Genomic DNA, 12,878 nt, shown 5'->3' with positions numbered 1-12,878 from the left:
GGACCAGGCGAACCAGGGAGGGGCGGGACATCGGATGACCGGCACCGACGACTTCATCGAGCTGAGCGAGCGCCGCAGCGCACACAACTACCACCCCCTGCCCGTCGTGATCCACGAGGCGCAGGGCGCCTGGGTCGTCGACGTGGAGGGCAGGCGGTTCCTCGACTGCCTGTCCGGCTACTCCTCACTGAACTTCGGGCACGGCAACCCGAAGATCATCGCAGCGGCGCAGGAGCAGCTGTCGCGGCTCACCCTGACCAGCCGCGCCTTCTTCCACGACCAGTTCGCCGCCTTCGCCGCCGGGCTGGGCGACCTCACCGGCAAGGACATGGTCCTGCCGATGAACACCGGCGCCGAGGCCGTGGAGACCGCGATCAAGGTGGCCCGCAAGTGGGGCTACGAGGTCAAGGGCGTGGCCGCCGAGCAGGCCAACATCATCGTGATGGAGGACAACTTCCACGGCCGGACTACCACGATCGTCGGCTTCTCCACCGACCCCGACGCCCGCGGCGGCTTCGGCCCGTACACCCCCGGTTTCAGGATCGTGAAGTACGGCTCCGTCGAGGCGATCCGCGAGGCCGTCGACGCCAACACGGTCGCGGTGCTGCTGGAGCCCATCCAGGGCGAGGCCGGGGTGCTGGTGCCGCCGGACGGCTACCTCACCGAGGTGCGCGAGCTGTGCACCGCGGAGAACATCCTGATGATCGCCGACGAGATCCAGTCGGGCCTCGGCCGCACCGGCGAGACCTTCGCCTGCGACCACGAGGGCGTCGTCCCCGACATCTACGTGCTGGGCAAGGCGCTGGGCGGCGGCGTCGTCCCGGTCTCGGCGATCACCGCGAACGAGGACGTGCTCGGCGTGATCAGGCCGGGGCAGCACGGCTCGACCTTCGGCGGCAACCCGCTCGCCTGCGCGGTCGCGAACGCGGTCATCGAGCTGCTCGGCACCGGCGAGTACCAGGCGCGGGCCAGGGAGCTCGGCGAGGTCATGCACGAGAGGCTGCGCGGACTGATCGGCCACGGTGTGATCACCGTGCGCGGGCGCGGCCTGTGGGCGGGGGTCGACATCGACCCGTCGCTGGCGAGCGGGCGGGAGGTCTCCAAGGCGCTCATGGCCCACGGCGTCCTGGCCAAGGACACCCACGGCTCGACCATCCGCCTCGCCCCGCCGATCGTCGTCTCCGAGGAGGACCTCCTGTGGGCGGTCGACCAGCTCGGCGCGGTCCTGGCGGAACTCGCGCGGTGACCCCTCCGGTGCGGCCCGCGTCCCGGGGTGGACGCGCCGCACCGGAATCCCGGGGCCTCTAACGGACGGGTGAGTCCTCCTCCAGCTCCACGACGGTGATCTCCGAGACCTCGGTGCCCGTGGCGGTGTCCCAGCGCACCGACGTGGGGGCGGTGTCCAGGGAGAGGATCGCCACCGCGTTGGAGAACCACGGGCCGTTGGTGATCCGCCACTTGAACGGCGGCTTCGGGATCCTGGCCGCGCGGGAGAGCGAGCGGCCGATCAGGCTGGCGATGCCGAACTGGGCGACGATGTTGGCCAGGCGGAGGGTGCGGCTCAGCGGGTTGCGGATCGGGGAACAGACCAGCTGGTAGACGGGAAGCCCGCGGGCCTTGGCCACGTAGGAGTAGTGCACGTCGCCGGAGAGCATGATCACCGGCTTCCCCAGCCCCATCAGCAGCTTGGACAGGTCTTCGAACGAGCGGCGGAAGGCCGCCCAGTGCTCCAGGTCGACGGCCTGGCGCAGGGCCTCCGACCAGCGGGCCACCGTCTTGCCCCAGGCGCCCTGGGCCAGGGCCTCGTTCCAGTTCTGGATGTGGTGGATGCCCGCCGGGAGCAGGAACGGCACCGAGGAGCCGATCACGAAGCGCTTCGCGCCGTCCCTGCGGAGCTGCTCGGTGAGCCACTCCCACTCCACCGGGTCGATCATGCGCCGGTCGGCGGGGTCGAGCTGGCGGGAGCAGCGGGAGTCGAGCATGATCAGGCGGGTGTCGCCGAGGTCGCGGGCGTAGCTCCACCGGCTGTCGGCGGGAACGTCGTAGGCGTTCTCGGCGAAGACGTCGAGGACCTCGGCGCCGTCCCCCTCGGCCGCGCACACCTTGCTGAGCACCTCGTCACAGGCGCGTTCCGCCGGCGACATGTTGCCCAGGTGCTGGTAGACCCAGTAGGCGCCGATCCCGGAGACCACCCGGTGCCGCCACCAGGGCACGTCCTCCATCGCCTTGCGCCAGGAGATGGAGGTGTTGAAGTCGTCGCGCAGGTCGTGGTCGTCGAAGATCATCGCGGTGGGCACGGTGGAGAGGAGCCAGCGGATCTCCGGGTCGGTCCACGCCAGGCGGTACAGCTCGGCGTACTCCTCGAAGTCGGCGATCTCCTTCTTCGGGTCGGTGTCCCTGCGGCTCGCGATGAACTCCAGCATCTCGGCGGACGGCTCGTCGGCGTAGACCTGGTCGCCGAGGAGCAGCAGCAGGTCGGGCCAGCGCTCGTCGGGCGCGTCCGGCAGGGTGCCGCCGTACGCGCGCAGCACGTCCACCCCGTGGGAGATCGTGTACACGAGGTCGTGCGGCACGCTGGTCCGGCAGGAGCCGAACATGACGCGGTTCGGGCCGTCCGGGCCGAGCAGGCGGATGCGGCTCGGCGGCTGGTCGGGCAGCGGCCACACGGTCTCCCCGCCCAGGCGCACCTCGTAGGTCCCGCCGCTCTCCACGTCGACGATCGCGTAGTGGTGACCGTGGACGGTGAACGTCCTGGCCTCCGAACGCACGCCGCCGACCTCGACCGTCACCTCACACGGCTCGCTCGTCTCCACCCATACCGACGCGCTCGTCTCGTCGACATAACGCAGCATCGGTCCGACCACAAGTTCCGGCACGTTCATCCCCTCAGCCACCGCACAACGGCAAGAATCCTTGACCGGAGACTGCCAAATCTGCGTGTTACCCCCAGATTGCCCAAGAGGACCGGCAGATAACAACGCACCTCCTGGTCGCATGCTCGCGAACAGGCCTGGTGATCAGTCATCAGAACGAAACACGGCCCGTCCCTGCGGGCAAAAAACCACACCTACTCTGATCGTGACCATGTGCCCCGAGTGGAGCAAGGGCGCTCCGCTCACCGTACGGAGGTTTGCCTTGACAACGCTCACGGTGCCGTCGACGACGCCGGCCGCCACCACCTCGGCCAGTCCGGGCCGGCAGGCCCTCGACTCCGCGCTGTTCCAGCTCGACCAGGCGGCCGACCGGCTGGACCTGGACGACAGCCTGCGCGCCATGCTCGCCACCCCCCGCCGCTCGCTCGCCGTCTCGGTCCCGGTCCGCCGCGAGGACGGCCGGATGGACGTCGTGCAGGGCTTCCGGGTGCAGCACAACACTACCCGGGGCCCGGCGAAGGGCGGCATCCGCTTCCACCCCCGCACCGACGTCCACGAGGTCACCGCCCTGGCCATGGGCATGACGTGGAAGTGCGCGCTGGCCGGCATCCCCTACGGGGGCGCCAAGGGCGGTGTCTCGGTGGACCCCGCCTCGCTGAGCGCCCGCGAGCTGGAACGGGTCACCCGGCGCTATGTCAACGAGGTCCTGCCGATCATCGGTCCCGAGAGGGACGTCCCGACCCCCGACGTCGGGACCGACGAGCGGACCATGGCCTGGATCATGGACACCTACTCGGTGAACGCGGGCTACCCGGTGCCCGGCGTGACGATCGGCGGTCCCGTGACCCCCGGCGGCGCGCCCGACCGGGCCGGGGCCACCTCTCGCGGCGTGCGGATCGCCGCGCTCAGGGCCCTGGACGGCTCCCCCGAGGGCCGCACCGTCGCGATCCAGGGCTTCGGCAAGGTCGGCGCCCCCGCCGCGCGCTACCTCGCCGACGCGGGCTGCCTCGTGGTCGCCGTCTCCGACCGCACCGGGGCCGTGATCGACCGCTCCGGCCTGGACGTCGACGCCCTGCGGGCGTGGTCGGAGGAGACCGGCGGCGTGCGCGGCTACCACCGGGCGGACGCGCTGTCGCGGGAGGAACTGCTGGAGCTCGACGTGGACGTGCTCGTCCCCGCCGCGATGGAAGGGGCGATCACCGAGGAGAACGCCACCCGGATCAGGGCCGGCCTGGTCGTGGAGGGCGCCAGCTCCCCCACCACGCCCGGGGCGGACCGCGTCCTCGCCGACGCGGGCGTCACCGTGGTCCCCGACATCCTGGCCAACGCGGGCGGCGTGATCGTCTCCTACCTGGAGTGGCTGCAGGACATGCAGGCGCGCTCGTGGAGCGCGCGCGAGGTCGACGCGAGGCTCCGCGGCATCGTGGAGGACGCGTTCGACACGACCGCGACGGTCGCCGCCGAGTGCGGGATCACCCTGCGCCAGGCGGCCCACGTGATCGGTGTCGGCCGTGTCGCCGAGGCCCACCGGGCGCGCGAGCTGCACTCCTGAGGCCGTGATCGGTGCCGGCCGTGTCGCCGAGGGCTGCACTCCTGAGGCCGTGAGGGGGCGTGTCATGGGGCCTGAGGAACCCGTGGACCGGAGCGCGGCACGGTCCCCGCGGGTCAGAGCGCGCACGGGCTCCGACGCCGCCGGCCGGGGTGCGTCACGAGCGACCGGGGCCGCCGGGAGCGCGCTCCGGGACCGCCGGCGACGGGACCGCCGGAGCATCGTCCAGGGCGGTGACCAGCCCCTCCAGATCCCGCATGAGCCGCTCGGTGCGCTCGGTGCCGTAGACCGCCTCGATCAGCCGATGGTGCTCGGCCACCCCGCCCTCGACCCGGGCCAGCAGCTCGGACCCGCGGTCGGCGAGGAAGACGGCGACCTTCCGGCGATCGCCCGGGTCGTGACCCCGATAGACGAGGGAACGGTCGATGAGCCGGTCGATGGCCTTGGTCAGCGTCGGGTGCGGCATCAGCACGGCCTCGGCCAGGTCGCCCATCGAGTGCCCCCGGCCGTCGGCGAGGGCGCGCAGAATGCGCCACTGCTCGACGGAGACGTCCTGGGCGGTCACCGCCGCGGCGAGTCCCCGGTTGACACTGCGCTCGGCCCTGCTGAGGAGGTAGGCGAGCGAGGATCCCAGCCCGGTCGTCACCACATGGAGCTCCCGTCTGCGTCACGATCCGTGTCCCGTCCGAGTGACGGGACTGCCGTACCCATCCATTCCGGAGGATACTCGTCTGTGTGGCAGAAGCCATCACACCCGTCATAGAACCCCTGGAAGCCCGGCTGCTCCCGGGGGACGCGCTGCGCGTCGGGCTGGTCGTGCCGATCTCCGGCGTGCTCGGCCTCGTGGGGCCGTGCGCGATCAACTGCGCGATCCTCGCCGCCGACGAGGTGAACCTCGCGGGCGGGATGCTCGGCAGGCCGGTGGAGCTGGTCCTGGTCGACGGCGGCCGTCCGGCGGCGCAGGTGGCCGCCGAGGTGGCGGGGCTCGCGCGCTGCGGCGCGATCGACGCCGTGGTCGGCACCCACGGCAGCGACGTCAGGATCGAGGTGGTGCGGGCGCTGGCCGGCAGGGTGCCGTTCGTCTACGCGCCGCCGTACGAGGGGGGCGGTCACGCGCCGGGGGTCTACTTCCTGGGCGAGACCCCCGCCCGCCAGTTGCGGCCCGGCCTCGACTGGCTGATCGACCGCCGCCGGGCGCGCAGGTGGTTCCTGCTCGGCAACGACTACGTCTGGCCGCGCCTGGTCCACGGAGCGGCCCGCCGCCACCTCGCCGCGCGGGACGTCGGGGTCGTCGGCGAACTCCTGGTGCCGTACGGCACCCGCGACTTCTCCCCGGCCCTGGAGAGGCTGGTGGCCGGCCGGCCCGACGCGGTGTTGCTCAGCCTGGTGGGCAGCGACCTGGTCGCCTTCAACCGGGCCTTCGCGGCGGCCGGACTGTCCTGGCCGCGGCTCTGCGGCGCGCTGGAGGAGCACGGCCTGCTCGGCATCGGCGGTGACGCCACCGGCGAGCTGTACGGGGCGATGGGTTACTTCGCGAGCCTGGGCACCGACGACAGCCTGAGCCTCGGCGAGCGCTACGCCCGCAGGTTCGGATCGACCGCGCCGCTGCTCAACGGGCACGGGCAGGGCTGCTACGAGGCGGTGCTGATGCTCGCCGCGCTCGGCTCGCGCGCCGGGACGCTCGCCGTGCCCGAGGTGGACGCGATCGCCGACGGCACCTCCATCGTCACCGCGCGGGGGCGGCTGACCCTGCGCGGACGCGGGGTGCGGCGGCAGGCCCACATCGGCCGGGCCGACGGGCTGGACTTCGACATCGTCCGCTAGGTGCGCGGCGGGTCAAGGTCGGACAAAAACGTCCGACTGAAAACTTTTCCTTTGAAAGGAAAAGTTCTAGGGTACGGCTGCAGCCACTTCAAGGAGCCGTACATGACAACCGAGCCCTCACTGGAGCAATTCGGCTACCGACAGGAACTCCGCAGGTCACTGAGCTTCACCGATCTGCTCGTCTACGGCCTGATCTTCATGGTCCCGATCGCGCCGTTCGGCATCTTCGGTGGCGTCTTCCAGGCCTCGGGTGGCATGGTCGCCCTCGCGTACGCCATCGGCATGGTCGCGATGGCCTTCACCGCGCTCTCGTACGCGCAGATGGCCCGCGCGTTCCCGATGGCCGGATCGGTCTACACCTACGCGGGCCGCGGCATCGCCGCGCCCGTCGGCTTCCTGGCCGGATGGGTGATCCTGCTCGACTACGTGCTGGTGCCCGCCCTGCTCTATCTCATCGCGAGCGCGGCGATGGCCTCCTTCGTGCCCGCCATCCCCGTCTGGGGCTGGCTGATCGTCTTCGTGGTGCTCAACACGGTCGTGAACTACACGGGCATCCAGATGACCGCGCGCATCACGAAGATCATGCTGGTCGGCGAGCTCATCGTGCTGGCGATCTTCATGGTCGTCGGCGTGGTCGCCCTGGCCCAGGGCAAGGCCCAGGCGGGCGCGCTCAGCCCGCTGTTCGACTCCTCGACCTTCTCCTGGTCGCTCGTCTTCGGCGCGGTCTCGATCGCGGTGCTGTCCTTCCTCGGCTTCGACGGCATCTCGATGATGGCCGAGGAGAGCCGCGAGGACTCGCGGCGGCTCGGCAGGTCCATGGTCGCGGCGCTGGGCCTGGCCGGGGTGCTGTTCATCGCGCAGACCTGGGTGGCCGCGCTGCTCACCCCCGACCGGGCCGACCTGCTGACCAAGGGCGACCCCGCGGGCACCGCCTTCTACGACATGGCCGCGTTCGCCGGGGGCCACTGGCTCAGCGTGCTGACCGCGGTCGCCACCGCCATCGCCTGGGGCTTCGCCAACTCCCTGGTCGCCCAGGCCGCCACCTCCCGCCTGCTGTTCGCGATGGCCCGCGACCGCCAGCTCCCCTCCTTCCTGGCCAGGATCCACCCCAGGCACCGGGTGCCCGTCAACGCCACCCTCGTGGTGGCCGCGGTCTCCCTGATCGTCGGGCTCTACCTGACCACCCGCGACGACGGCATCACGCTGATCAGCGGGCTGGTCAACTTCGGGGCGATGACCGCCTTCCTCGCGCTGCACGTGTCGGTGGTCGTCCACTACGTCGTGCGCCGGGGCAGCCGCGACCTGTGGCGGCACCTCGTCGCCCCGGTGCTCGGCTTCGCGATCCTGCTCTACGTCGTGATCAACGCCAGCATCGCGGCCCAGACGCTCGGCATCGTCTGGTTCTGCGTCGGCCTGGTGGTGCTCGGCGTCTCCTACGCCACGGGCCGCCGGCCCACCCTGGCCGGACTCGTCGACACCCCGGAGGCATCCGGCACGGCCGCGGCACCCGACACGGCCGGCAGGCCCTGAGAGCCCACGCCCCCGTCCCACCCACCCGACAACATGCGAGGGCAGAACCGTGTTCGAGATCTTCCTGGAGGTCGGGGAGGGGCTCGGCTCCTTCCGCGCCCCCTCCGCCCTTCCCGTCGCGGGACGCGGTTCCGTGCCGCTCCCCCTGGAGGGCGCGCGATGAACGTCTTCTCCTACCGCCCCGCGCCCGAGGACCTCAGCTACACCTTCGGCGGGCGGCCCGCGGTGGCCAGGGTCGCCCCCGGCTCGATCGTCGAGACGTACACCGAGGACTGCTTCGGCGGCCTGGTGACCTCGGTCGACGACCTGCCCTCACGGGTCTGCGAGTTCCCCTACCTCAACCCCGTCACCGGGCCCTTCCACGTGGAGGGGGCCGAGCCGGGCGACACGCTCGCGCTGCACTTCGTCTCCATCGAACCCGCCAGGGACTGGGCCGTGTCGGCCACGTTCCCGCACTTCGGCGCGCTGACGGGCACCCACACCACCGCGATGCTCACCCCTCCCCTGGAGGAGCTGGTGTGGCGCTACGACATCGACACGGCCGCGGGCGTGGTCCGCTACCACGCGCGCAGGAGCGACTTCACGGTCGAGCTGCCGCTCGACCCGATGCACGGCACGGTCGGCGTCGCGCCCGCCGCGTCCGAGGCCCGCATGACGATCACCCCGGACGCCCACGGGGGCAACATGGACACCCCCGAGCTGCGCGCCGGAGTGACCGTCTATCTCGGCGTCAACGTCGAGGGCGGGCTCTTCGCGATCGGCGACGGGCACGCCAGGCAGGGGCACGGCGAGGTGTGCGGCACCGCCGTCGAGGCGGCGATGAACACCGTCGTCGCCGTGGAGCTGATCAAGGGGGTGAGCACCCCGTGGCCCCGCCTGGAGGACGACGTCCACCTGATGTCCACCGGCTCGGCCCGCCCGCTGGAGGACGCCTACCGGATCAGCCAGCACGACCTGGTCACCTGGACCTCCGAGCTCACCGGCCTGGACCCGCTGGACGCCTACCAGCTGGTCAGCCAGATCGGCGAGGCCCCGGTCGGCAACGTCTGCGACACCAACTACACGATGGTCGCCAAGCTTCCCAAGTCCGCCCTCGGCCGTCCGGACGCCTACGAGTCGGCCCACGATCGCCTGCGCGCCCTCGGCCGGAGATACCTGGCCGAACGCTGACCGGGGACGTCCCGCCGCTTGCCGGCGGGGACCCGGCGAGCCGGCCGTCCGCGTCGTGCCACCGGGGCGCGCGACGCGGGCGGCCGGCTCGCGGCGGCGACGGCCGGCTCATGGCGGCAACAGCCGGCTCACAGCGCGGAGGGCCGGCTCGCGGCGCGGGCGGTCAGGTCGCGGCGGCGACGATGTCCTCGCAGATCGCGTGGGTGGCCAGGGCGTCGCCGGCGTCGAGGACGGTGCCGGAGCGGACCGCGTCGAGAAACTCCAGGCAGACCCGCTCGATGCCCCGCTGCCGGGAGACCGGGATCCAGTCGCCTCGCCTGGTGAGAGTCTCGGCGCCGGCATGGTCGATCACGTCGGCCAGGTTGACCACGCGGCGCTTGGCACCGCCTCCCATGACCTCCACGGTCTCCTCTGCCGTACCGCTCATCCTGTTCATGATCCCGAAGGCGGTGAAGCCGTCCCCGGACAGCTCCAGCGTCACGTACTCCAGCAGCCCGTCCCTGACCCGGGTGCGGATGCCGGTGTGCTCGACCTCGCCGGGCACCAGGAACCTGAGGGTGTCCACGACGTGGACGAAGTCGTCGTAGACGACGGTCCGCGGGTCGGCGGGGTGGCGCGCGCGGTGCTTCTGCATCACCACCAGGTCGCGGGGAAGGTCGCGCAGCGCCGCATAGGACGGCGCCCTGCGGCGGTTGAAGCCGACGAGCAGCGACCGTTCGCTCTCGCGTGCCAGCCGTACCAGGCGCTCGGACTCGGCGAGGGTGTAGGCGATCGGTTTGTCCAGGTAGACGTGCACGCCCGCGCGCAGCAGCGGCTCGACGACCTTCGTGTGCGCGGCCGTCGCGACGTGCACGAAGGCCGCCTCGATTCCCGCGCCGAGCACCTCCTCCACCGAGGAGAAGCGGCGCTCGACCCGGTAGGCGTCGCCGAGGCGGTCGAGCGTGGCGCGGTCACGGGTGCACAGGTGGAGGTCGAGTCCGGGGGTCGCGCCGAGGACCGGCAGGTACGCCTTCTCCGCGATGTCCCCGAGGCCGATGACAGCGATCTTCATGCTCAAAGCGTACGGCGTGCCCCCGGTCCCACCCCGGCGGGTGCGGTCCCGGCCTCCCCATTCGGGGCGGGTGCGGCCCCGCCCCGGCACGGGCGGCGTGCCGCCGATCCCACCCGGCGGGGAGCCCCGCGGTCCCCCGCGTACGGCGTGGGACGTCCTCCGCTACGCCGCCACGGCCAAGCGGTCGCGCCACCAGGCGAGCGTCGCGGCCAGCGCCTCGTCCATCGGGGTCGGCGCGAGGCCGAGGGCGGCCTGGGACTCGCCGGAGTCGAGGACGAAGGGGCGGACGAACTGGTAGCGCAACTCCTCCAGTTCCCCGAGCATCGGCGAGAAGAGCCCGGCGGCACGCAGCAGCCAGTGGGGCATGGCCTTGACCCCCGGGTCGGTGACTCCGGCGAGGGCGCACAGGCGCTCGGCGACCTCGCGCACCGACATCGGCTCGTTCGTCGGGACGTGCCACGCGCGGCCCCAGGCACGGTCGCCCTCGCCCGCCGCGACCAGGGTCCGCGCGACGTCGGGCACGTACGTCCAGCTGTGCGGCTGGGCGGGGTCACCGGCGAAGCGGACGGTCTTGCCGGCCAGCAGCGCGGGGACGAACCTCTCCCCGAGGTGCGACTGGTCGAGGCAGCCGGGGCCGAAGTAGTCGGATCCGCGCACCTCGGTCACCCTGACCCGGCCCGCCTCGTGCGCGGCCAGGGCATCCCGCCACACCTTGACCCGGATCGCGCCCTTGGCGCTGGGCGGGTCCAGCGGGTCGCCCTCCCTCATCGGCCGGTCGGGAGCCGCGTAGACGTAGAGGTTGCCGAGGATGACGTACCCCGCGCCGGTGGTCTCGGCGGCTCCCAGCAGTGACGCGGCGAGCGGCGGCCAGTCGCGCGCCCACTCGTGGTAGCGCGGGTTGACGCAGTTGTAGAGGACGGCGGCGCCCCCGGTCAGGGCGGTCAGCCTCTCGCGGTCGCTCACGTCGGCGGCGACCCTGCGGATGCCCGGCAGGTCGGGACCCGAGCCCGAGCGGCTGACGAGGACAACCTCGTGCCCCTGCCCGGCCAGCTGCCGGGCGACCTCGGAGCCGACCTGACCGGCTCCCGCGATGACGTGCTTGCCCATGATTCCTCTTCCTTCACTGATCACTGATCGCTGATCGCTGATCGCCGATGTGTCGGCTCACTGGTTCCAGACGAGCCGGAGGACGGCGTTGAGGACGAAAACGGCGGCAAAGGCGACTCCGGGGACGAGGCGGCCCGCCATGACCAGCGCCACGGCGCCGCCGCCGAACCAGATCACCTCAAGGACGACGCGGGCGAAGCCGGTGAGCGGGATCATCGCGCCGTTGGCCGCACCGAAGATCGCCCAGATCGCGATGAACAGGGCGGGTCCGCCGAGGCCGAGGAGCAGCTTCAGCGGCCAGTTCGAGCTCACGACGAAGCCCCAGTAACCGACGGAGGCCAGCACGCCCAGTTCCAACAGGAACATGACGAGAAGGTTGAGGTTTCTGGCCAGGGACAGCATGGGGGCTCCTTGAGATTGCCGTTCCATTCTGAGAGCAATGCTCTCGCTAGAGAGCACCGCTCGTCAAGAGCAGTGCTCTCTTTTGTTTTCAGTGCTCTGATATGGTCGCGGCATGAGTTCGAGCCTCACCGCACGCGAGAGGGTCAGAGCCGAGCTGACCCGCGAGATCACGGACGTCGCCCGGCGGCAGCTGGCCGTCGACGGCGCGAGCGGCCTGTCCCTGCGCGCGGTCGCCCGCGAGATGGGCATGGCCTCGTCGGCGATCTACCGCTACTTCCCGTCCAGGGACGACCTGCTCACGGCCCTGATCATCGACGGCTACAACGCCGTCGGCGAGGCCGTGGAGAACGCCGACGCGGCCGTACCGCCCGAGGACCACGGCGGCAGGTGGATGGCGGTCTGCCATGCCGTACGGGACTGGGCCCTGGCCCATCCGCACGAGTACGCCCTGCTGTACGGCTCACCCGTACCCGGCTACCGGGCACCGCAGGACACCGTCCCCGCCGCGGTCCGCGACACCGTCGTCTACGGCCGGATCGTCTCCGACGCCCACCGCGCCGGAGTGCTGAACCCGCCCGACACCACCCAGCCGCCCGCCCCGCCGTCCTTCCACGAGGATGCCGCGCGCGTGCGCGAGCTGATGCCCGACGTCCCCGACGACGTGATCGTCCGCGGTCTGATCGCCTGGACCGGCCTGTTCGGCTGGCTCAACTTCGAGCTGTTCGGCCAGTTCAACAACGCGATCCTCGACCTCGCGGCGGCCTTCGACCACGCCATGCGCTGCCAGGCCCGCACCCTCGGACTGCCTGCCTGACACGTCACGACTCGGCCGCACCTTCCTCGTCGACGGCCGGCAGCGCGTCACCACGCTCCACCTCGTGCTGATCTATCTCCGGCAGTTGCCGCTGGACCAGGAGAGCTGGATCGACGCCGACGAGCCACGAGTGGGGCCAACAACCGCCGCCTGGTCCGCTACCCGCTCTCCCGGATGACCGCCCACGTCCAGCGCGAGTGCGAGGGGGGAAACCACGAGTACGAGTTCCTGCGGGGATGGCGCGAGTACGAGATCGAGCACGTCTGGGCCAACCGCTTCGAGCGGCACAGGGCCGAGGTCAAGACCACGGCGGAGTTCTGCATCCGGCGCAACCGCCTCTGTGCCCTGTTGCTCCTGCCCAGGTCCGTCAACGCGAGCTTCCGCGCTCCCACCCGGCGAACAGGGCGGCGCACCTCTTCCGCTCGTTCTCACAGGCGGAAGAGGCGCGCCGCGACGTCGCCGACGTGACCGGAGGTCGTCTGACGCCGCCCGCGCGGCCGAGGTGCCGACGGCGGCGCCCCGCGGGCGTACGACGATCTCCGCGAGACCGTGTGACCG

12 protein-coding genes are annotated in these 12,878 nt (G+C 71.6%); 7 read left to right on the top strand and 5 right to left on the bottom strand.

Annotation, left to right across the window (positions count from 1 at the left end):
• Positions 1-34: 34 nt before the first annotated feature.
• Positions 35-1,246: an ornithine--oxo-acid transaminase gene (rocD, locus tag ACTOQ2_RS11680; RefSeq protein WP_440099682.1), complete on the top strand. Its 1,212-nt coding sequence runs from the start codon at positions 35-37 to the stop codon at positions 1,244-1,246.
• A gap of 58 nt (positions 1,247-1,304) precedes the next feature.
• Here the strand turns inward: rocD and ACTOQ2_RS11675 are convergent, their stop codons facing one another.
• Entirely contained in the window at positions 1,305-2,876 is a 1,572-nt protein-coding gene (locus tag ACTOQ2_RS11675) for an alkaline phosphatase D family protein (RefSeq protein ID WP_440099652.1), read from the bottom strand.
• Positions 2,877-3,135: 259 nt separating this feature from the next.
• Between ACTOQ2_RS11675 and ACTOQ2_RS11670 the strand changes: the two genes are divergently transcribed.
• The gene (locus ACTOQ2_RS11670) at positions 3,136-4,425 is read left to right on the top strand and encodes a Glu/Leu/Phe/Val family dehydrogenase (protein ID WP_440099651.1); all 1,290 of its coding nucleotides are present in this window, start codon (positions 3,136-3,138) and stop codon (positions 4,423-4,425) included.
• Between the two features lie 154 nt (positions 4,426-4,579).
• Here the strand turns inward: ACTOQ2_RS11670 and ACTOQ2_RS11665 are convergent, their stop codons facing one another.
• Complete coding sequence (locus ACTOQ2_RS11665) at positions 4,580-5,071, bottom strand: MarR family winged helix-turn-helix transcriptional regulator (protein ID WP_440070083.1); 492 nt, start codon at positions 5,069-5,071, stop codon at positions 4,580-4,582.
• Between the two features lie 86 nt (positions 5,072-5,157).
• Between ACTOQ2_RS11665 and ACTOQ2_RS11660 the strand changes: the two genes are divergently transcribed.
• The 3 genes from ACTOQ2_RS11660 to ACTOQ2_RS11650 all read left to right on the top strand — a co-directional run bounded on the left by ACTOQ2_RS11660 (position 5,158) and on the right by ACTOQ2_RS11650 (position 8,946).
• Complete coding sequence (locus ACTOQ2_RS11660; protein ID WP_440099650.1) at positions 5,158-6,246, top strand: substrate-binding domain-containing protein; 1,089 nt, start codon at positions 5,158-5,160, stop codon at positions 6,244-6,246.
• A 102-nt stretch (positions 6,247-6,348) separates the two neighbouring features.
• On the top strand, positions 6,349-7,776 hold the full coding sequence (locus ACTOQ2_RS11655; RefSeq protein ID WP_440099649.1) for an APC family permease: 1,428 nt from the start codon (positions 6,349-6,351) through the stop codon (positions 7,774-7,776).
• A gap of 159 nt (positions 7,777-7,935) precedes the next feature.
• Positions 7,936-8,946, top strand: a complete 1,011-nt coding sequence (locus tag ACTOQ2_RS11650) for an acetamidase/formamidase family protein (protein ID WP_440099648.1) — start codon at positions 7,936-7,938, stop codon at positions 8,944-8,946.
• A gap of 163 nt (positions 8,947-9,109) precedes the next feature.
• Here ACTOQ2_RS11650 and ACTOQ2_RS11645 read toward each other — a convergent pair whose 3' ends face one another.
• The 3 genes from ACTOQ2_RS11645 to ACTOQ2_RS11635 form a co-directional block, all read right to left on the bottom strand.
• Positions 9,110-9,997, bottom strand: a complete 888-nt coding sequence (locus ACTOQ2_RS11645) for a Gfo/Idh/MocA family protein (RefSeq protein WP_440099647.1) — start codon at positions 9,995-9,997, stop codon at positions 9,110-9,112.
• 162 nt (positions 9,998-10,159) lie between these two features.
• Positions 10,160-11,104 (bottom strand): NAD-dependent epimerase/dehydratase family protein, encoded by a 945-nt coding sequence (locus tag ACTOQ2_RS11640; RefSeq protein ID WP_440099646.1) that lies wholly within the window; start codon positions 11,102-11,104, stop codon positions 10,160-10,162.
• Between the two features lie 57 nt (positions 11,105-11,161).
• Positions 11,162-11,506, bottom strand: a complete 345-nt coding sequence (locus ACTOQ2_RS11635) for a YrdB family protein (protein WP_440099645.1) — start codon at positions 11,504-11,506, stop codon at positions 11,162-11,164.
• A 112-nt stretch (positions 11,507-11,618) separates the two neighbouring features.
• Here ACTOQ2_RS11635 and ACTOQ2_RS11630 point away from each other — a divergent pair, with 112 nt between their 5' ends.
• Positions 11,619-12,320, top strand: coding sequence for a TetR/AcrR family transcriptional regulator (locus tag ACTOQ2_RS11630; RefSeq protein WP_440099644.1), 702 nt, complete (start codon positions 11,619-11,621; stop codon positions 12,318-12,320).
• Between the two features lie 174 nt (positions 12,321-12,494).
• Entirely contained in the window at positions 12,495-12,788 is a 294-nt protein-coding gene (locus tag ACTOQ2_RS11625; protein ID WP_440099643.1) for a hypothetical protein, read from the top strand.
• Positions 12,789-12,878 lie beyond the last annotated feature (90 nt).

This window comes from Streptosporangium sp. H16 (assembly GCF_051918855.1).
Classification (GTDB): domain Bacteria; phylum Actinomycetota; class Actinomycetes; order Streptosporangiales; family Streptosporangiaceae; genus Streptosporangium.
The sequence above is the reverse complement of the archived record's forward strand: the minus strand, read 5'-3'. Positions and strand labels throughout refer to the sequence as shown.